Source organism: Planobispora longispora (assembly GCF_016863135.1).
GTDB classification, from domain to species: domain Bacteria; phylum Actinomycetota; class Actinomycetes; order Streptosporangiales; family Streptosporangiaceae; genus Planobispora; species Planobispora longispora.
The window spans coordinates 171,128-191,342 of the sequence record NZ_BOOH01000016.1; the positions used below are offsets into that span (position 1 = coordinate 171,128).

Consider the following 20,215-nt stretch of genomic DNA (forward strand, 5'->3'; position numbering starts at 1 on the left):
GCGCCCGTTCACGACACCGCCGTGGACGAGGGAGGTCAGAGCCTCACCAGCATCTTGCCGACGTTGCCGCCGCGCATCATGTCCAGGAAGGCCGCCGGCGCCCGGTCGAGACCCTCGGCCACGGTGTATTCGGTGCGGAGCGAGCCGTCGGCCAGCCAGCCCGCCGCCTTGCCGATCCACTCGCCGAACAGGTGGAAGTAGGAGTTGACCAGCATGCCGCGCAGGGTGGCGTCCTTGGCCGCCAGCTGGAACAGGTTCGCCGGTCCGGGGACGGGCTCCGTCGCGTTGTAACCGCTGATCGCGCCCACCATGGCGATCCGGCCGCCGGGGCGGAGCGCGTCGATGGCCGCCGCCAGGTGGTCGCCGCCCACGTGGTCCACGTAGACGTCGATCCCGTCGGGGGCCGCGGCCGTCAGCTGCTCGCCCAGCGCGCCGGCCCGGTAGTCGATGGCCGTGTCGTAGCCGAAGTCGGTCACCAGCCTCGCGGCCTTCTCCGGGCCTCCGGCCGAGCCGATCACGCGGGCGGCGCCGAGCTTGCGGGCCAGCTGGCCGGCGACGCTGCCGACGGCTCCGGCGGCGGCCGAGACGAAGACCACGTCGCCCTGCCGTACCGGGGCGACCTCCGTGAGCGCGGCGTAGGCCGTCAGCCCGGTGGTGCCCAGGACGCCCAGGTAGGCCTCGGCCGGAGCGAGGCCGGTGTCGATGACGGTCGCCGCGGCGGCGTCGAGCACGGCGTACTCGCGCCAGCCCAGGAAGTGCGACACCACCGAGCCCTCCGGGACCGCCTCGGCCCGCGAGGCCACCACCTCGCCCACCGCCGAGCCGTCCATGGCGGCGCCGAGCCGGAACGGCGGCAGGTAGGACTCGGCGTCGTTCATGCGTCCGCGCATGTACGGATCCACCGACATCCAGGTGTTGCGGACCAGGATCTGCCCCTCGGCGAGTTCGGGCAGCTCGCTGTCCACCAGCGCGAAGTGCTCCGGCGTGGGCTCGCCCACGGGGTAGGCGGTCAGGCGGACCTCGCGGTTCTCGGTCATTTCCGCTCCTCATTCGATCGTCGGGCCGGATGGCCGACTCCACCTTGCGGGAGGGCGCGCATGATCTGCTGACGGTCGGCTGGGGGTACCGTGATCCGGTGCGTTTCGGAGTGCTCGGTCCCCTGGCGGTGTGGACGGCCGACGGGCGGCCGGTGCGGGTTCCCGAGGTGAAGGTCCGGGCGCTGCTGGCCGACCTGCTCGTGCACGAGGGCCGTCCGGTGCCGGCGGACCGGCTCGTCGACGACCTGTGGGGCGAGGACCCGCCCGGCAATCCGACCAACACGTTGCAGACCAAGGTCTCCCAGCTGCGCCGCGCCCTGGAGCGGGCGGAGCCGGGCGCCCGCGATCTGGTGGCGTTCCAGCCGTCCGGATACGTGCTGCGGGCCGAGGAGGTGGACGCCGCGCAGTTCACCGCGCTGCTCGCCCGGGCCCGCGCCGTCGAGGAGCCGCTGGCCAGGGCGGGGCTGCTGGCGGACGCGCTGGCGTTGTGGCGCGGCCCCGCCTACGCCGACTTCCAGGACGAGGAGTTCGCCCGCCCCGCCGTCACCCGGCTGGAGGAGCGGCGGCTCACCGCGCTGGAGGAGCAGGCCGAGGTACGGCTGGCGCTGGGGGACCACAGCGTGCTGGCCGACGAGCTGGGGCCGCTGGTGGCCGGACACCCTCTGCGCGAGCGGCTCCGCGCGGCGCATCTGCGCGCTCTCTACCTGTCGGGGCGCCAGAGTGAGGCGCTGGCCGGGTTCGACGAGGTGCGCCGGTTGCTGGCCGACGAGCTCGGCCTGGATCCCGGGCCCGAGCTGGTCGCCCTCCACCGGGCGATGCTGGAGCAGGACCCGGCCCTGGCTCCGGCCGCGGTCCCCGCCACCTCGGCCGTCCGGCCCAGGCCGAACCTGCCCGTGCCGATCGCGGGGCTCGTCGGCAGGCGGGAGGCGGTGGCGGCGGTGAGGGCGTCGCTCGCCTCCTCGCGGCTCGTCACGGTGACCGGGCCCGGAGGGGTGGGCAAGACCAGGCTGGCGCTGGCCGCGGCGGCGCGATCACCGGAAGAGACGTGGCTGGTCGAGCTGGCCGCCCTCCGTTCCGGCGACCTGGCCCAGGTGGCGGAGGTCGTGGCGGGAGCGCTGGGGGTCCGGGACGAGACCGCCGGCGGGGTGCCCGCCGGCGACCTGGCCGGCCGGCTCGCCGAGGCCCTGCGCGGGCACCGGATGCTCCTGGTCCTGGACAACTGCGAGCACCTCGTCGAGCCGGTCGCCGAACTGGTCCTGACGCTGCTGCGGGCCGCTCCGGGACTGCGCGTCCTGACCACGAGCCAGGAGCCGCTGGCGATCCCCGGCGAGAGCGTGCACCAGCTCGGTCCGCTCGGCCGGGACGACGCCGCCGAGCTGTTCGCGGCCCGGGCCGGCGTCACCCCCGGCGCGGAGAACGCGGCGTGGGTGGCGGCGATCTGCGAGCGGCTCGACGGCCTCCCGCTGGCGCTGGAGCTGGCCGCCGCCCGGGTGCGCACGCTCGGGGTGCGTGGCGTGGCCGAACGGCTGGACGATCGTTTCACCCTGCTGTCCGCCGCGACCAGAGGACTCCCGCCGCGGCAGCGGACCCTGCGCGCCGTGATCGACTGGAGCTGGGAGCAGCTCGACCGGGCGCAGCGGGAGGCCCTGTGCGCGCTGGCCGTACATCCCGGCGGATGCACCCTCGACGCGTCCGGCGTACCGCTCGACCTGCTGGAGCAGCTCGTGAACCGGTCCATGGCGGTGGCCGAGCCGCAGCCGTCGGGCGCGATGAGGTACCGGCTGCTCGAATCGGTCGCCGCCTACTGCCTGGAGCGCCTCCCCGGCGCCGACCGGCTGCTGATCCGCCGTGACGCCCACTACGCGGATCTCGTCGAGCGGGCCGACCTGTACGGCCCGGCCCAGCGGCAGTGGCTGCGGCGCCTCGACGAGGAGTGGCCCAACCTGCGTGTCGTGCTCGACCGCACCCGGGACCCGGGCATGACCGTCCGCCTGGCCTGGTACTGGTATCTGCGCGGCAGGCACCAGGAGGGACACCGGTACCTGGCCGCGGTCGCCGAAGATCCCGAAGCCGCGGCCTGGGCGCGCGCCTTCGCGCTGCTGACGGGCGAGGGGCCCGCGGACCGGGGCCCGGTGACCGGGGCGAGCCCGCGGGCGCGCTGGTTCCTCGCCCTGGCCCACCTGCACATCGGAGACGCCGCCAGGGGCGGGGAACTGATCGACTCGGCGCTGACCGGCTTCCGCGCGCTGGACGACCAGTGGGGGGAGGCCGCGGCGCTGGCCGGACGGGCCAAGCAGGCCCTCTTCCAAGGCGATCTCGCCCTGGCCGAACGGAGCGGCGCCGACAGTCTGGCGCGGTTCACCGCCCTCGGGGATCGCTGGGGACAGCTCCAGGCCGCCGACATGCTCGGCTACCTGGCCGAGATCACCGGCGACTACGAGCGAGCCGGCCGTTTCCACCGCGACGGGCTGCGCTTCGCCGAGGACCTGCGGCTGTGGGGCGATGTGTCCTACAGGTTGTCCAGCCTCGGCCGCGTCGCCCTGCTGGCCGGTGACCTGGCCCGCGCCGGGGAGTTCCACGAGCGGGGCATGCGGCTGGCGGCCGAGCAGGCCGATCGTTTCGCCGAGGAGTTCGCCCGGGTCGGGCTCGCCCTGGTCGCCAGGCGCTCGGGCGACCTCGCCGGAGCCGAGGCGTACCTGCGCGAGTCGCTGGCCTGGAACCGGCGGCTGGAGGACGGTTACGGCGTGCCGTTCTACGGCGTGACGCTGCTCCTGGCCGAGCTCGGCTTCGTCGCCGAGCAGCGCGGCGAGGCGGCGCGAGCCCGGGCGCTGCACCAGGAGGGCCTGGCCGCCGCCCGGACGATCGGCGACCCCCGCGCCGTCGCGCTGGCCTTGGAGGGCCTGGCCGGAGCCGCCGCCCTGGAAGGTTCTCATGAGGAGGCCGGACGCCTGCTCGCCGAGGCCGCCGCGCTCCGTGAATCCGCCGGGGCGCCCCTTCCGCCCGCCGAGCGCGGCGACGTCGAGCGGATCACCGCCCGCATCCGGGCCGCCGGGCACTGACCGCCGGCCCGTTCCGGGCGTTCCGGCCTTTTACGTACGGGAAAGCGAGAACGAGGGCCGAGATCTGTCCCGGCCCTCATATCGGCGTCCGTTCCCTGCGGTTCGAATTTCCCGCCGGAGGTCATTCACTTTTCACGCAGACGGCGTCGGAGGCCGGATCGACGCGGTGCTCGCCGGTGGGGAGGCGCACGTGGACGGTGACGACGTGACCGTGCCAGCAGGTCACGTGCGTGACGATCGACGAGAGGGGGCCTTCGCCCGTTCCGGCGGCCGAGGCCGCGACCGTCGGGACGGCCAGGAGGGCGGTCGCGAGCAGGGAGATCACGCTCATCCGCCTCAGCCGCCGCCCTCGCCGGTGATCTTTCCACGGCGCGTCGGGGTTCATCCGTTCCTCCTGATTTCCGTCCGGAAACGGTTCGATGTCACATGTCGCACCGAGGGCCGGATGGAGCGATTCTGGTATTTCCGAACAGCTCTTTTCTGGAAACGGGCTGACCGGCCGGATCGATGCGCCTGGAGGATACCGACGCCGACGGAGGCGTATCAGGTCGATGGCGGGATCGAGACGACAACGGATGGTGCTGCGGACGGAATCTGTACGGCTATGACCGGCTGTTCCGTGAATTACCGGGCGGATGTTTTATCGCCGGCGGGAACCTCCTCCAGCGGCCGGCCGTCCCACGGGGCCAGCGTGACGGGGACCGCGTTGAAGACGGCGTTGCCTGACAGCGCTTCCACCACCAGTTCATCGGTCAGGGCGTTCGCGTTGACCCCGGCGTGCGCCGCGGCTGTCCGCTGGGTGCTGCCGCCGTGCCCCCAGCCGTGCGGCAGGCTGACCACCCCGGGCATGATCGCCCCAGTCGCCTCGACGTCGACGAGCAGCTCTCCGGTGGCCGAGCGGATCACCGCCCGGTCCCGCAGGTTCAGCCTGTCCGCGTCGGCCGGATTGACGTGCAGGGTGCACCGGTTGCTCCCGCCCACCAGCGCTCCCACGTTGTGCAGCCAGCTGTTGTTGGAGCGCAGCTGACGCCGTCCGATGAGCAGCATCTGCGGAGCCGGCTCCCCCATGCGCGCGCGCAACCGCGCGACGTCGCGGGTGAGCTGGAGCGGGGCGAGCTCGACCCGGCCGGACTCGGTGGCCAGCAGCTCGGCCAGGCGCGGCTGCAGCGGGCCCAGGTCGATGCCGTGCGGGTTCGCCAGCAGGTCCGACAGCGAGAGCCCGAAGGGGCCGAGCTTGAGCATGGCGTCCAACAGCCGTTCCGGCCCCGGCGATCCTTCCAGCGAGGCGCGCAGTTCGACGGGGTCCTTGCCCATGAGGGGAGCGGCCTGGAGCAGCCCGGCCAGGATCTGCTCGTCCAGGACCGCCGGGTCGGCGCCGGCTCCCGCCCCGGCGGCGATCAGCGCCAGCTTCGCCATGATCTCCGCCTCGGAGAGCTGGTCCGGTTCCAGCGGCAGGATCGCCGGGGAGAAGCGGGAGTAGTTGCGCACGGTGACGCTCAGCAGCAGGAAGTCGTAGTGCGGCATCTGCGTGATCCGCGGGGGCGGCAGGATCACGTCGGCGTGGCTGGTGGTCTCGTTCAGGTAGGGATCGACGCTGACCATGAACTCCAGATCCCGCAGGGCCCTTCCCAGCCGCGGGCCGTTCGGAGCCGACAGGACCAGGTTGCCGCCGACGGTGATCAGCGCGCGGACCTGCCCCTGCCCCGGCGTCTCGATCTCGTCGGCCAGGGTGGCGACCGGAAGCTCGCCCAGCACCTCGGGCAGCCCGCGGACCCTGCTGTGCCAGCGTCCGGTGGTGAACGGGCCGGCGTTGGGCGGTCCGATCGTGGCCGTCCGGGCGAACATCACGCCGCCGGGCCGGTCGAAGTTGCCGGTGAGGACGTTGATCACGTCCACGAGCCACTGCGTGGCGGTGCCGAACTCGGAGGTGCAGGTGCCGACCCGCGTGTAGACGGCGGCCGTGGGAGCGGCGGCCAGCTCGCGGGCCAGCCGCCTGATGTCGCCGGCGGGGACGCCGCACCGCGCGGAGACGACCTCGGGCGCGAAGTCCGCGGCGAGTTCCTGGAGCTCGGCCAGACCGCCGACCTCGATGTTCGTCGAGACGAGCCCTTCGGCCACCAGTGTGTGCACGATTCCGAACAGCAGGTAGGCGTCCGTTCCGGGCCGGATGAACAGGTGCTCGTCGGCCAGGCCGGCGGTGCGGGTGAACCGCGGGTCGACGACGACCAGCTTGCCCCCTCGCGCGCGCAGGGCCTTGAGCCGGCCGGGGAAGTTGGGCGCGGCGCACAGCGAGCCGTGCGACTCGGCCGGGTTGGCCCCCAGGACCAGGAGATAGTCGGTCCGGTCGAGGTCCGGTACGGCGATCGCGAAGGGGTTGCCGAGCATGAAGCCGCAGGCCACATGCTTGGGCATCTGATCGATGGTGCTGGCCGAGTAGATGTTGGGGGTGTCGAGGGCCTGGCTCAGCGGGCCCCGGTACAGCGGTCCGGCCATCGTGTGGAAGGTCGGGTTGCCGAAATAGACGGCCAGCGCCTGGCGACCGTGGGCGTCGGCGACGCGGGTCAGACCGCGCTCGACCGCCTGGAAGGCCTCCTCCCAGGAGACCTCCCGCCACCGGTCCCCCTCGCGGATCATGGGGGAGCGCAGCCGATCGGGGTCCTCGTCCAGCGCGCCGAGGGAGGCCCCCTTCGGGCAGACGTACCCCTTGGAGAACGGGTCGTCCGGGTCGCCCTTGACAGAGGTGACGTGTCCGGCGTCGTCAAGCGTGAGGCGCAGTCCGCAGACGGCGTCGCAGATGGGACAGGTCCGATGCGCAGTCTTCACCGTTGCTCCCAGGATGGCGTTCCGCACCATCCTGATCCGGCGTCCGCCCGGTGTTCACCTTCCGCCGTGCTGCGCTTCCGCCAGCCGATCGCGGATGTGCTGCGCGGGCAGCGGATCGATCTGCTCGACCAGATACTGGATCCGGATCTCCTCCGCCTCGGCGGCGGCCTGGTCTCCGGTGGCCAGGTACGCCCGCTTGAGCAGGACGCGGGCCTCGGCCTCGAGCAGCGGGAGCTCCACCTCGGCGAAGAAGTCGCCCGCCTCGGTCAGGAGGGCCTGCGCCCGCGGGGCGTCACCCGTGGCCAGCGCGAGCTCGCCCAGGCCCGTGATCGCCTGCATCTCCACGAGGCGCTGACGCGTCGCCTTGGCCAGATCACGGGCCTGCCCCAGCAGGTCGCCCACCGTCGCCAGCTCACCCTGGTGGAAGCGGGCGGTCCCCAGGCCGAGCAGGACGAAGGCCTCGCCTATCCGGTCGCCGATCTCCCGCACGGCGGTCATCGCCTCCGCGTACGCCTCCTCGCCGGGCTCGAAGTCCTGCTTGCTGAAGTGCGTCTCGCCCAGCCGGAACAGAACCTGGGCGCGCAGCCTTCTGTCGCCGCTGGAGCGTGCGAACTCCAGCACCTCGGAGAGCAGCCGGTAGGAGTCGTCGGGACGTTCGCAGTCGAGGTAGAGCTTGGCCTGGCTGTAGAGGATGTAGACGGAGTCGGCGTTGACGCCGCCGCCGAGGAGCGACAGCGCGCGGTCGAAGCGCTTGGAGGCGTTCTCGAAGCGCCCGCTCAGCCGGTCGAGGATGGCGAGCCTGCTGTCCACCATGGCGCGTCTGGGGTCGTCGTGCAGATCCGCGAAGATCTCCGCCGCCGCCTCCAGGACGTGCCGGGCGTTGGAGAAGCGCTGCTCGGTCAGGCTCAACGTGCCGATTTTGAACAGCATCGTCGCCTGGCCGAGGCGGTCCTGCGCCTGCCGGGCGGCCTCCAGCGCGAGTTTGTGGGTCTCCCGCCAGTCGTCGAGATAAGCCCTGGCCTCGAAGAACTTCGTGGTGACCGCCGTGAGGCGCCAGCAGAGTTCGGCGAATCCGGCCTGCATGGCCTGATGGATGCTCGCGACGAGGAAGCGCCGCTCGCGTTCGAACCATTCGAGCGGTGCGGCGACCAGCTGGTCGACCAGCTGGTCGGGCAGTGACGGGTGCTGGTCGATCGGGGGTTCCGGGAACTCGATGAAGCCGAACTCGCGATTCTGGGCCTTCGCGGTGAGGACCAGCTGCGCGCTGAGTATCCGCTCCAGGGCCGCCGCCCGTTCGGCCGGAGGCTCCTCGGCCGCCAGGCGTTCCTTGGCGAACACGCGGATGAGGTCGTGGAAGCGGTAGTGGGTCCGCACCCCGAGCCCCGCGTCGGTCGCCTCGATGAAGTGGGTGTCGGCCAGCTCGTCCAGCAGGTCGTGGGCGACGAAGATCGGCTGATCGAGCGCGGCGGCGGCGGCCCACGCCGGGAGGACGTGGGAGTTCAGCGCGGCCAGCAGCCGGAAGAGCCGTCGCGCCGGACCGCTCAGCCCCTCGTAGGTGAGCGAGAGGCTCGCCCGGATTCCCATCTCCCCGTGCTTGAGCTCGTCGAGCCGGCGGGTCTCGTCCTCCAGCCGGTTGACCAGTTGCCTGATGTCCCAGTGCGGGCGCGCCGCCAGGCGGGACCCGGCGATGCGGAGCGCCAGCGGCAGCCCTTCGCACAGCTCGGCGAGGTTGGCGGAAGACCTGGGGTCGGCCTGCACGCGTTCCTCTCCCGCGATCTGGGAGATGAGCCTCATCGACTGCGTCGCGTCGAGCACGTCCAGGTCCACGTGGAGGACCCCGGCCAGCCCGCCGAGCCTCGTCCTGCTGGTGATGATGACGGCGGACTGCGCGTTTCCGGGAAGCAGCGGCGACACCTGGTGCTCGCCGTTGGCGTCGTCCAGCACGACCAGCGTCCGGCGCTCGGCCAGCAACGTGCGGTACAGCTCGGCGCGTTGTTCCAGGGCGTCGGGGATGTCGTGGCCCGGGACGCCGAGCGCGCGCAGGAAGCGCTCCAGGACGTTGGTCGGACTGGTCGGGTTGGGCGTGCCCCCGTGCAGGCTGGCGAAGAGCTGGCCGTCGGGGAAGAGCTCGGCCACGTCGTGCGCGCAGTGCACGGCGAGGGTCGACTTCCCGATGCCCGCCCTCCCGATGATCGCGACCGTGGGCACGGCGAAGCGGACCGCTCCCGCGGGCGAGTTGATGATCTTCTCGCGGATCAGCCTGACCTGCGCGTCCCGGCCGGTGAAATCGGCGATGGCCCCCGGAATCATCGTGGGCGGCTTGGCGGCTTCGCTCGAACGCCTGGGCGCGGCCTGGCCCGGCTGTTCGGCGAGATCGAGGTCCTCGGCGGAGGTGAGGATCAGATACTCGAGCTGCTGGAGGCGCTCGTGGGGCTCGATCCCCAGCTCGTCGACCATCATCGTGCGGGCGTCCCGATAGACCTGCAGCGCTTCCGCCTGCCGTTCGGACCGGTAGAGAGCGACCATGAGCTGCCCGACGAGGCCTTCGCGCAGGGGATAGGCCTTGACGAGGCGGGTGAGCTCGCCGATCAGCTCGTGGTGCATGCCGAGCTCGAGCTCCAGCTCGATGCATTCCTCGTTGGCGGCGATCCGGTGCTCGTTCAGCTCGTTGGCCCACAGCTGCACGAGCCTGCTCCTCATCCCGCCGAGGGCGGGGCCGCGCCACAGGTCGAGGGCCTGCCTGTAGTGCTTGATGGCCTCGTCGAGGCCGTGATTGTCACGGGCGCGGCGAGCCTGGGAAACGTATGCCTCGAAGGTGAACGAATCTATCTGCCGCTCGTCCACCTGCAGCATGTATCCGTTGGTGCGGGTGAGGATGGCGGTCGGATAGCCGTGCGCGGTGAAGAGCCTGCGGAGATTCGAGATGCAAATTTGCACCTGGACGCGTGCGGTGACGGGCGGATCGTCGTAAACGGCCTCTATAAGCTGATCGATGGATACGACGCGGCCGACATTGAGCAGCAAGGTCGCCAGGACGATCTGCTGCCGCGTGCCCCCTGGGTCGATGCGAAGCCCGTCAGCGACGACTTCGAGCGAACCCAACAGGCGAAACTGCACGCATGTCTCCTCGACGACAACCAGGCGCCCGCGTGACGGACAGGTCGCGCTATCTGGCATCCTGGCACAGAGGCTTGTATTTCGCGTCGCAAGTGTACACAAGCCTATCAAGAGTGCCAAGGTAAGACGCTGCGTTACTCTGTAACCCGTCGGTGGGCGCCTGGTTGATTAGTTAAACAATGCGCTGCCGAGCTCGTGCCCCGGCGAGGAATTTCGCCGATGAATCGGTCTAGCTTCCGTTCCAGGGGGTGCCGTTGCTGGTCGTCGGCGTGGGCGTCGGCGTCGAGGTCGGCTCCGACTGCGACGTGACGGAGGGCTCGTCGGCCGCAAGGCTGATTCCCGTCGCCGCGAAACAGAATGCAATGGCCGAGATGAAGATTGCGGCGAAACGCTTGGCGTCTCTTCCCATGGTCGGTTCCTTATCTCGCGCTTCGGGGTGGCAATTCAGAAGTATTCCAGCGTCAAATATCGTCCTATTATCGATGCCCTACTGGTGGAGCATCCTCAGGCGAGCCCACGGGAATAAGGGGTAGAGAAACGGCCGCCATGCAACTACTCTCGGTAAAAATGGCGATGCGGAGAGTGGTTGCGGCGGCGGAGGGGTCATGGCCGGCGGGAAGCCTCAGTCAGGGCGGTGATCTGCGGATATTCCGCTCGGACGTCCCCCGGGGCTCGGGCGCGCCGTGGCTCCGGGTGTGACGCGCGACCTCCGCCGTGTGCGACGCCCCGGCCGGGACGCCCGGCCGGAGAGATCGCGTTATCCGCGGGAAGCGCGCCGTGACCGGCGGGCGGCGCAGGATTTTTTCCGGATTCCGGACGCGCCTATCGTCGCTTATCGCCGTCGTCGACCTGTGCCCGTCCCGGCCCTCCGGCGAGCGGATCTCGGTGATCCGGGAGGGGTGACGCGGGTGGCGCGGGGGCTTCCGCGGTCGAATCACATGATCCTATTCGACGGAGCTGAAGCTCGCCGAATGGGAGTAGGGGGAAAGAGTGATCTGGAGGCTGTACGTGTCGGAAGGCCGCTGTATGCGGAACACGACCGTGACTTCCGGATAAGCGGCATAATGGCCGAGGCCGGCGAAATAGCTGTCGGTCTCGAGAACGATCCGGTAGAGGCCGGCGTCGAACTCGACGGCCCGCCAGGTCAGAACACCGCCATTCCGGTCCGTCTCCCCTTGAAGGCCGTCTCCCCACCGATCGGCCTTCATGCGTTCCACGCGGGTCCGCACACCGGCTGCGGGCCGACCGTACACGCCGTCAAGCGCCTGAATCGCGATGCCCATTATTGACCTATCCCCGGGGAATTTCGCTCGATTCCCTCTTCCATCGCCGGATGTGGCTGCACGCGGCCCGCCGGATCCTCGCCATCGTACGAGGCGGCCCTTATCCGGGCAGTATCGCCGTGATATCCATGAGCTTTCGGCGAGTTCGCGGGACTTCGATTCTTTAATCTCGCCGCGAGCCGGAGGCGGGTCCGTCGTCAGTGCGTTTCATACACTCTGAGCTGGGGCTCCGCCCGGTCCGGCGGCGCGGCGCCGGGATAGTCATTTCGCTGCCCGGGGCGGCGGGAACGGCGAAGCGAGCGCCCCCGGGCCGGGGAAATTGAAGGCGCGGCCGACCGGCCCCCGCCGTCACATCGAGTATCATCCCGGTTGCTATACGCGCCCATCCGCGGAATCCTTGAATTTCATCCTGAAATCTGACAGCGAACTGTAAGCGTCCCGTCGGCCGGCGGCTTCCTCCCGGTGCGGCGGTGAAACTCACCGGCGGCGGGGCCGCGATCCGTCCCGCGCCCGGCGGCCGTGTTCATCCGGTGAGCTCAGAACGGCTGCGGGACCCTCGCGAAAACACGGCGATAACGAATCAAAGTTACGCCGGTTTAGAGTTCGGGCAGCCGTCATAGCCGGACGCGACGCGGACGGCGAGGAGGGCGGGGTGACTAGAGGAGAGCGAGGCGGGCCATGAGCCTGGTCGAACGAGAAGAGGAACATGCCGCCCTTCGCGAGCTCCTCCGCGACTCGCTCAGCGGCCGCGGTCGGGTCGCGCTGGTCACGGGAGCCGTCGCGATGGGCAAGAGCGTCCTGCTCGGCTCCCTCGCGGAGGAGGCGACGCTCCTCGGAGCGCTGCCCATCGCGGCCATGGGCTCCCGCCGGGAACGTGATCTGCCGCTGGGGGTGCTGGGCCAGCTCATCCGCGACGCGCCCCTGATGGCAGGGGAACGGACCCGGGCGCTGGCGCTCCTGGACGAAGGCGTGCGGTCCATCGTGACCGCCGAATGGCAGAGCGACTCTCCGCCCCCGCTCGACGCCCAGCTCGTGCACGCCCTCTGCACCGTCCTGCTGGAGCTGTCGGAGAAGCACCCGCTGGTCATCGTGGTCGACGACGTCCACCACGCCGACCGGGCCTCCCTGCTGTGCCTGGCCTATCTGACCCGGCGGGTGAGATTCGCCCGCATGGTGGTGATCCTCGCCCGGTCGGACCAGGGCCGCTACACCGACACCTACTTCCACACCGAGGTCCGCCAGCCGCACTGGCACAGGATCCACCTCACGCCGCTCTCTCCCGCCGGGGTGAGGACGCTGGCCGCCGCACGGGTGGGAAGCGAGACCGCGGCGAGACTGGCCGACGCCTGGCACGCCTTCAGCGGCGGCAGCCCCCTCCTGACGCACGCCCTGATCAGCGATCACGTGACCGCGTCGGGCACGGGCGACGGGCGGGAACCGGCGGACATCGTCGTGGGGGACGAATACGGCCGCGCCGTGCTGTCGTGCCTGGGAGACTGCGATCCGCGAACCCTCCGCGTGGTACGGGCGCTGGCGGTCCTGGGCGAGCCCACCTCCCTGGCGCGGATGCTCGACATGAGCTCGGAGCAGGTCAGGCAGGAGCTGCAGGTCCTGAACGCGGCCAGCCTCCTGGAGAACAGCCGCTTCCGGCACGAGGTGGCTCGCGTCGCCGTCCTGGGGGAGATAGGCGAGGAGGAGCGCGGTTACCTCCACCGCTGGGCGGCGGAGGTCTCCTACGGCATCGGAGCGCCGCCCGAGGTCGTGGCCGAGCACCTTCTCGGGGCCGACCGGATCGACTTCCCCTGGGCCGTCTCCTGCCTGGAGGAGGCGGCCATGATGGCGCTGCGGGCCGGGGCGGTGGAGTCCGCCGTCAGGTACCTGCGCAGAGCGTGGCGCGAGTGCGCGGACGAGAGCCAGCGCACCAAGATCACAACGATGCTGGTCCGGGCGGAATGGCGCATCAATCCCGGGGCGTCCACGACGCATTTCCCCGAGCTCACCGATGCGATGAGCCGCGGGAGCCTGCGCGGGAGCGACGCCGTCGTGCTGGCCCAGGCGCTGTTGTGGCATGGCCGTACGGAGAGCGCGCAGCAGGTCCTGGAGCAGCTCGGCCGGTCCGCCGACCCCGCGACGGTGCCCGAGCTCATCGCGCTGCAGCTGTGGTTGCGTGTCACCTGCCCGCCCTTCATGGAGCACGTCAGGCACACGGCGGAGCCTCAGGCGCTGGGGGCGGCCTCGGTGGCGACCAGCCGCCGCCTCGAGTCCGCCCTCGCCCTGGCGGAGGTCCTCACCATCCCGGCCGAGAGGCGGGCCGTCTTCGGGGCCGAGCGGATCCTGCAGCGCGCCCGGCTGAACGACATGTCGATGGACACGGTCGAGAACGCGCTCCTGGCGCTCACCTACGCCGGGCGGGCCGACAGCGCCATGCCCTGGTGCGACAGGTTCGGGTCCGAGGCCGCGTCGCGGCACGCCCCGAGCAGGCAGGCGCGGCTCAGCGCCATCCGGGCCCAGATCTCGATCCGGCAGGGAGACCTGGCCGGCGTCGAGCGCCACGCCCGGGAGGCACTGGAGATCATCCCCTTGAGCAGCTGGGGCATCGCGGTCGGCGGGCCGGTGAGCGCGCTGATCATCGCGCTGACCGCGATGGGCAGGCTGGCCGAGGCGCACGACTGGCTGGACGAGCCGGTTCCCGACGCGATGTTCGACAGTCGGTACGGCCTGCACTACCTGCAGGCCAGAGGCCGCTACCACCTGGCGACCGGCTATCCCGTGATGGCGCTGCGCGACTTCCAGCTGTGCGGCGAGCTGATGGTGAAGTGGGAGCTCGACGCGCCGGAGCTCATCCCGTGGCGGACCGACGCCGCCGAGGCGTGCCTCAGCCTGGGCCAGGTCGGGGAGGCCAGGGAGCTGGCGCAGGAGCAGCTGGACCGATGCGGCGCGCTGGCCCTGCGGGGGCGGGGGCTCGCCATGCGCGTGCTCGCGGCGGCCGGTGAGCCGGACGGGCGTCCCAAACTGCTGAGACAGACCGTGGACCTGCTGCAGGGCGCCGGCGACCGTTACGAGCTGGCCCGGACGATGTGCGACCTCGCCGCCGCCTACCAGCTCGTGGAGGAGTACCGGCGCGCGAAGATCATGACGGACAGGGCGATGTCCGTGGCCCGGGAATGCGGTGCGGTCCCCCTCGTCGAGGCCCTCTCCGGGGAGGACAGGCACTCCACGGTCGTCCCCTCGGTGAGCGACCGGTCCCGGGTGTTGAGCGCCGCCGAGCGCAGGGTCGCGACCCTGGCCGCGATGGGCTACACCAACGCCGAGATCGCGGCCAAGCTCTGCATCGCCGTGAGCACGGTGGAGCAGCATCTGACGCGGACCTACCGGAAGCTGGAGATCGGGCGGCGGGAGGAGCTCCCCACCGACCTCGAGATCGAGGTCTGACCTTCATATACACGAGGACCCGCATACACGGAGATCCGCATACACGGAGATCCGCATACACGGAGATCCGCATACACGGAGATGCGCCACGGCGCCGCCCGGGCGATCGTCGAGGCATGTCGCAGCGACGGACGAGGGTGGTGCGCGGCAATCCGACCGCCGAGGACCTTGAGGCGCTGGAGGCGGCGATCGCGATCCTCATCGCGCGCGGCCCGGCCGCTCCGGCGGCGCCGGACACCGGCCGGCCGCGCCTGCTCCGGCGGCCCCCGGCGGTCTCCCGCACTCCCTGGCGAATGAGCACCTGGTCCGGCTAGGCGCCGAGGGCGCCCGCCCCACGCGAAGGAGACGAGACGTGGCTGTCACACAATCGCCGGTCGGCACGACCGCACCGGTCGAGGCAGGCGCGTTCCCGCGCCGGCGCGGTCTGCTCATCCTGGTCAGCAGCCTGGTGGGCTTCCTGCTGACCGTCGTCTGGTCGGCGGAGTTCGTCGACCAGGTCATCGGTGACACCGTGGCCGACTCGCTGCTCGGTCACGACGCCAAGGAGACGCCCATCGCGGGCACGGCCGCCGGCGTCGTGTTCGCCTTCGTCACCGGGCTGGCCGGTTCCTTCACGGCGTGCAACATCGCCGCCTTCGGCGCGATGGCCCCCATGCTGGGCGGGGTCGGCAGCCGCTGGGGCCGCCTCGCCCAGGCCCTCAAACCACTGGGCCGGCTCTCGGCGGGCATGGTCACCGTCTCGGCCGTCTACGGGGCGATCGTGGGTGTGGCGGGGACGGGGATGGCGCAGTTCTCCACCGCCCAGAACGTGCCCGGCGCTCTCTCGGCGCGCAGCATCCAGTCGATGGTCGTCTTCGGTCTGATCGGGCTGGCCATGTTCTACCTGGGGCTGGCGGCGCTCGGCGTGGTGCCCGACCCGCTCGCCCGGCTGACCCGCCGCTTCCCCGGCACGCCGCACGTGGTGATGGGAGCACTGATCGGCGGCTTCCTGATCGGACGGCCCTTCCCGCTGTTCAGGCAGCTCTTCCGGGACGCGGCCGAGAGCGGCGACCCCCTGTACGGCGCGTTCGCCTTCGTGCTGCAGTCCGTCGGGAACATCGTCATCATGGCGGTTCTCTTCCTGCTGCTGACGTCCGTGGCCGGCAACCGGGTGCACCGGTGGCTCACGAGCAAGCCGGGCCGGCTCGCGGCGGTCACGGGCGCCTCGCTGATCATCGTGGGGGTGTTCACCTTCCTCTACTGGGACGTGCGGCTGCTCGCGAGGCGGGAGATCATCCCGTGGTACCCGATCGCCCCCTGGAGCTGACGTCCGCACACGATGAGGTGCGCCCCCCGGCGCATCCGATCGATCATTGACTCGTCCCCGATATCCAGCTGACGTGAGGAGATCCGGTGTCGACATTTCTCGGATCGGTCCGCAGGCTAATTCTCGCGCCCTCGCTCGCCGATGTGGGTTTCGCCGGCCGACGATTCCCCGTGACGCCCTCCGCCGTCACGGAACGGCTGGAGAAGATTCCGCAGGCGGTGGTGTGCGGATTCGAATGGGGAATAGACGCGAAGGACCAGTGGGAGGTCGAGCGCCGCCTCGACATGGTGGACATCGAATTGCGGGGCTTCGCCTACGAGGGCGCGACCATGGCCTTCACCGTGCGGGACGCCATGGGCGGCGGCACCCGCACGCGCGACCTGCTGCTCGGGCCGGGGCAGCCGCACATCTTCCTGGCCTACATCGGCATCGGCTTCGCGATGGCCCGGCTGCCCCGGCCGCTGTGGAAGAAGGTCGTGCCCGATCTCGCCGGATCCGCGTACTACCCGACGATGAGCTGGCTGGCGGTCGACGGGTACGGCTTCGACCTCGCCTACTTCCACACGGACACCTGGGTCGGCCGGCAGCGGGTCCCCAGGCCCTACGCCTGGCAGGGCTCGCCCGACTACTTCCCGCACGCGGTGGACCAGGGCATCGGCCGGGCCCTGTGGTTCATCAACGGCGGGCAGGTGGCCGACGTCGCGTCGGCGGTCCGGAACTTCGCCGCCCACCGCCACGCCGACCTGTGGAGCGGGGTGGGGCTGGCCGCCACGTTCGCCGGCGGCGTCGACCGCGCCGCCCTGGAGACGCTGCGCCGGGAGGCCGGGGAGTACGCCCCGGAGCTGGCCCAGGGGTCGGTCTTCGCGGTCAAGGCGCGCGACCACGCCGGGTTCGTGCCCGAGCACGCCGCCGCGGCGGCGGCCGTCCTCACCGACCTGTCCGTCGCGGACGCGGCGGCGCTCGCCGACGACTTCACCGCCGATCCGCACGGCGCGGCCCCCGTTCCGCAATACGAATTGTGGCGCCGGCGGGTGCGCGGCCACTTCTCCGCGGAACACGCGCTCATCTGATCTGCCGCCCGAAAAAGGAATCCGAACCGTCACGAGGGGCCGCCGTTCCGCGGAACGGGGGCCCTTCGGCGCGCCGGAAATCGTTCCTACCGGAATGCGCACGCCGGAAGTGGGCTCTCTCGCAACCCCTATGGATAAATTTATCGTGATAATTCCTGCAAGGGGAGTGGAGACGCAATTGACTGGCGCTCTACGGTCATTGAGACGACGCATTCTGACGCCGAGCATTTCTGAAACGAAGATGGAAACGCGCGGCTTCCACGTCAAAAACCATGAGGCCAAGGATCTGCTCGAGACGGTCGGTGAGACCTTCCTCGCCGGCTACGCCTATGCGGTCGAGGCCCGTACCCCCGTGGAGGCGGAGGAACGCCTGGAGCAGGTGCCCAGGAGATTCCGCGGCTTCGCCTACGAGGGCGCCGGGATGGGATTCGGAGTCCTGGACGGGTTGCCGTTCGGCGGCTCGCGCAACGTGGAGACCTTCCTGCGGGGGCGCGGCGACGACCACCTCTACATGGTGTACGTCGGAATCGGCTGGGCGATGGCCCGGCTGCCCCGGTTCAGGTGGCCGAGCAGCGAGGCTCTCGACCCGCTGCTGATGTGGCTCGTCCACGACGGATACGGATTCCACCAGGCGTATTTCCGCACCCGGGAGTACGTCCACCGGCACCACCGGGAGCCGCGGTTCCCCTGGCCGGCGCACGACCCGCACTCGTACGCCGACCGGGCCATCGACCAGGGCATCGGCCGGGCGCTGTGGTTCATCGGCGGGACCGACGTCGACCAGGCCGTCTCCCTGCTCGAGAAGTTCCCCGAGCCGCGGTGGGCCGACCTGTGGAGCGGTATCGGGCTGGCCGCCACCTACGCGGGCGGGGCGCCCGAGGAGGAACTGGTGAGACTGCGCGAGCGGGCCGGCCGGTACCGCCCGCAGCTGGCGCAGGGGAGCGTCTTCGCAGCCGAGGCCCGGATCAGGGCGGACCTGCTGGTGCCGCACAACGAGGTGGCCACCCGGGTCCTGTGCGGCATCACCCCCGAGCGCGCGGCCCAGATCAGCCGCGAGACCCGTCCCGACACGGCGGCGGCGCAGGGCGGACTGCCGGCCTATGAGGTGTGGCGGCAGAACATCGCCGATCAATTCGTATCTCTTGGAGGTGTCACCTCGTGACCACGACAGTTGGCTGGCTGCGCCGGCAGCTGCCGGGAATCGTCGCGCTCGGGCTGATGGCCACGTTCTTCGTGGTCTCCCAGCCGAGCTTCGCGTCCGACGGAGAGCGGGAGGAGCTCGCGCAGCGGTACAAGTTCACGCCGCTGAGCGTGGCCCTTCCCGGCGGTTACCAGCAGCAGACGATCCGCAAGGTGAACAAGACGTACGAGAAGATCAGCGCGTGGATCTCCTCGGTCGGGGCCGCGGTCGCCATGAACGACCTCGACGCGGACGGGCTGGACAACGACCTGTGCGTCGTGGACACACGCATCGACCAGACGGTGATCACACCGGCTCCCGGCGTGCGCGCCGACCGCTACGCGCCGTTCGCGCTCACCCCCGGCTCCCTGCCGATGGACGAGACCATGGCCCCCATGGGCTGCGTCCCCGCCGACCTCAACGAGGACGGCCGGATGGACGTCCTCGTCTACCTGTGGGGCCGCTCGCCGATCGTGTACCTGCAGAAGGCCGACGCCAAGGGGCTGAGCGCGGCCGCCTTCCAGGCCGTCGAGCTGGTGCCGAACTCGGGCGGGAGCAAGTACGACGGCCCGGTCTGGAACAGCAACGTCGCCTCCGTCGCCGACTTCGACGGAGACGGGCACCAGGACGTCTTCGTCGGCAACTACTTCAAGGACGACTCCCGGGTCCTGGACGCCACGGTCGAGGGCGGCGTGGAGATGAACGACTCCATGTCCGCCGGCTTCAACGGCGGCCGGAACTACTTCTTCCGGTGGACGGGCGCGACCGCGGACTCGGTGAGCTTCCAGAAGCTGGACGACGTCCTGTCCGAGGAGGTCTCCAGGGGCTGGGAGCTCGGCGCGACCGCGGTCGACCTCGACCGCGACCAGCTCCCCGAGCTGTTCCTGAACAACGACTTCGGCCCCGACCGGCTGCTGTACAACACCTCCACCCCCGGAAAGATCCAGTTCAAGCTGGTGGAGAAGAGCCGGGACGCCTGGACCCCCAAGTCCAAGTCCCTCGGGAAGGACTCGTTCAAGGGCATGGGCTCCGACGCGGCCGACCTCGACCACGACGGCCTCTACGACTTCTTCGTCAGCAACATCACCACCCCCTACGGCATCCAGGAGAGCAACTTCCACCTGATCTCCACCGCCAAGGACCACGCCGACCTGCGCAACCAGCTCAGCAGCGGGCACGCGCCGTTCGTCGACCGCAGTGCCGAGCTGCGCACGGCCTGGTCCGGCTGGGGCTGGGACGTCAAGATCAACGACTTCGACAACAGCGGCGAGCCCGCCATCGTGCAGGCGACGGGCTTCGTCAAGGGCTGGGTCAACCGCTGGGCCCAGCTGCAGGAGCTGGCCACCGCCAACGACATCGTCGTCCACGACGTCAAGTCGTGGCCGGTCGTCCAGGAGGGCGTGGACATCGCCGGCGATCAGACGCTGGCCTTCTTCGCCAAGCAGGCGGACGGCACCTACGCCAACCTGTCCAAGGAGCTCGGCCTGGCCGTGCCGATCCCCACGCGCGGCATCGCCACCGGTGACGCCGACGGCGACGGCCGGCTCGACTTCGCCGTCGCCAGGCAGTTCGGCCCGCCGGTGTTCTACCAGAACGTGAGCCCGGACGCCGGGGCCTTCCTCGGACTGCGGCTGCGCGAGGAGACCACGGGCGCCCCGGTGATCGGCGCCGAGGTGACCGTGACCGCCCAGGACGGGCGGACGTTCGTCAACCGGGTGGACGGCGGCAGCGGCCACTCCGGCAAGCGCGCCCACTCCGTGCACATCGGCCTCGGCAAGGACGTCTCGGGCCCGCAGAAGGTGCACCTGAAGTGGCGTGACCGCACGGGTCAGGTGCGCGAGCAAGATCTTCAGCTCACTCCCGGCTGGCACACGATCCAGCTCGGCTCGCAGGCGAAGGAGAAGTGAC

At 70.7% G+C, this 20,215-nt stretch carries 13 protein-coding genes; 7 read left to right on the plus strand and 6 right to left on the minus strand.

Going from position 1 to position 20,215, the window contains the following annotated elements:
* Nucleotides 1-35 precede the first annotated feature (35 nt).
* Nucleotides 36-1,037, minus strand: a complete 1,002-nt coding sequence (locus Plo01_RS09320) for an NADP-dependent oxidoreductase (RefSeq protein WP_203890107.1) — start codon at nt 1,035-1,037, stop codon at nt 36-38.
* Between the two features lie 29 nt (nt 1,038-1,066).
* On the opposite strand from Plo01_RS09320, the gene Plo01_RS09325 reads away from it, so the two are divergent.
* On the plus strand, nt 1,067-4,096 hold the full coding sequence (locus Plo01_RS09325; RefSeq protein ID WP_239316050.1) for an AfsR/SARP family transcriptional regulator: 3,030 nt from the start codon (nt 1,067-1,069) through the stop codon (nt 4,094-4,096).
* 121 nt (nt 4,097-4,217) lie between these two features.
* Here Plo01_RS09325 and Plo01_RS09330 read toward each other — a convergent pair whose 3' ends face one another.
* From Plo01_RS09330 to Plo01_RS09350, 5 genes are all read right to left on the minus strand, one after another.
* Complete coding sequence (locus Plo01_RS09330) at nt 4,218-4,481, minus strand: hypothetical protein (protein ID WP_203890108.1); 264 nt, start codon at nt 4,479-4,481, stop codon at nt 4,218-4,220.
* Between the two features lie 239 nt (nt 4,482-4,720).
* Nucleotides 4,721-6,919, minus strand: coding sequence for a molybdopterin-dependent oxidoreductase (locus tag Plo01_RS09335; protein WP_203890109.1), 2,199 nt, complete (start codon nt 6,917-6,919; stop codon nt 4,721-4,723).
* Between the two features lie 54 nt (nt 6,920-6,973).
* A complete protein-coding gene (locus tag Plo01_RS09340; RefSeq protein WP_239316051.1) occupies nt 6,974-10,096 on the minus strand; it encodes an AfsR/SARP family transcriptional regulator in 3,123 nt (1,040 codons plus the stop codon).
* 169 nt (nt 10,097-10,265) lie between these two features.
* Complete coding sequence (locus Plo01_RS09345; protein ID WP_203890111.1) at nt 10,266-10,445, minus strand: hypothetical protein; 180 nt, start codon at nt 10,443-10,445, stop codon at nt 10,266-10,268.
* A gap of 535 nt (nt 10,446-10,980) precedes the next feature.
* Nucleotides 10,981-11,319, minus strand: coding sequence for a hydroxyisourate hydrolase (locus tag Plo01_RS09350; RefSeq protein WP_203890112.1), 339 nt, complete (start codon nt 11,317-11,319; stop codon nt 10,981-10,983).
* 678 nt (nt 11,320-11,997) lie between these two features.
* On the opposite strand from Plo01_RS09350, the gene Plo01_RS09355 reads away from it, so the two are divergent.
* From Plo01_RS09355 to Plo01_RS09380, 6 genes are all read left to right on the plus strand, one after another.
* The gene (locus Plo01_RS09355; RefSeq protein ID WP_203890113.1) at nt 11,998-14,751 is read left to right on the plus strand and encodes a helix-turn-helix transcriptional regulator; all 2,754 of its coding nucleotides are present in this window, start codon (nt 11,998-12,000) and stop codon (nt 14,749-14,751) included.
* A gap of 116 nt (nt 14,752-14,867) precedes the next feature.
* On the plus strand, nt 14,868-15,065 hold the full coding sequence (locus Plo01_RS09360) for an acyl-CoA carboxylase epsilon subunit (protein WP_203890114.1): 198 nt from the start codon (nt 14,868-14,870) through the stop codon (nt 15,063-15,065).
* Nucleotides 15,066-15,103: 38 nt separating this feature from the next.
* On the plus strand, nt 15,104-16,057 hold the full coding sequence (locus Plo01_RS09365; RefSeq protein WP_203890115.1) for a hypothetical protein: 954 nt from the start codon (nt 15,104-15,106) through the stop codon (nt 16,055-16,057).
* Nucleotides 16,058-16,143: 86 nt separating this feature from the next.
* Nucleotides 16,144-17,127, plus strand: a complete 984-nt coding sequence (locus Plo01_RS09370) for a DUF1702 family protein (RefSeq protein WP_203890116.1) — start codon at nt 16,144-16,146, stop codon at nt 17,125-17,127.
* A 130-nt stretch (nt 17,128-17,257) separates the two neighbouring features.
* The gene (locus tag Plo01_RS09375) at nt 17,258-18,289 is read left to right on the plus strand and encodes a DUF1702 family protein (protein ID WP_203890117.1); all 1,032 of its coding nucleotides are present in this window, start codon (nt 17,258-17,260) and stop codon (nt 18,287-18,289) included.
* Nucleotides 18,286-20,214, plus strand: a complete 1,929-nt coding sequence (locus Plo01_RS09380; RefSeq protein ID WP_203890118.1) for a CRTAC1 family protein — start codon at nt 18,286-18,288, stop codon at nt 20,212-20,214. The genes Plo01_RS09375 and Plo01_RS09380 overlap by 4 nt, the downstream gene beginning before the upstream one ends.
* The last annotated feature ends 1 nt before the right edge of the window (nt 20,215 follow it).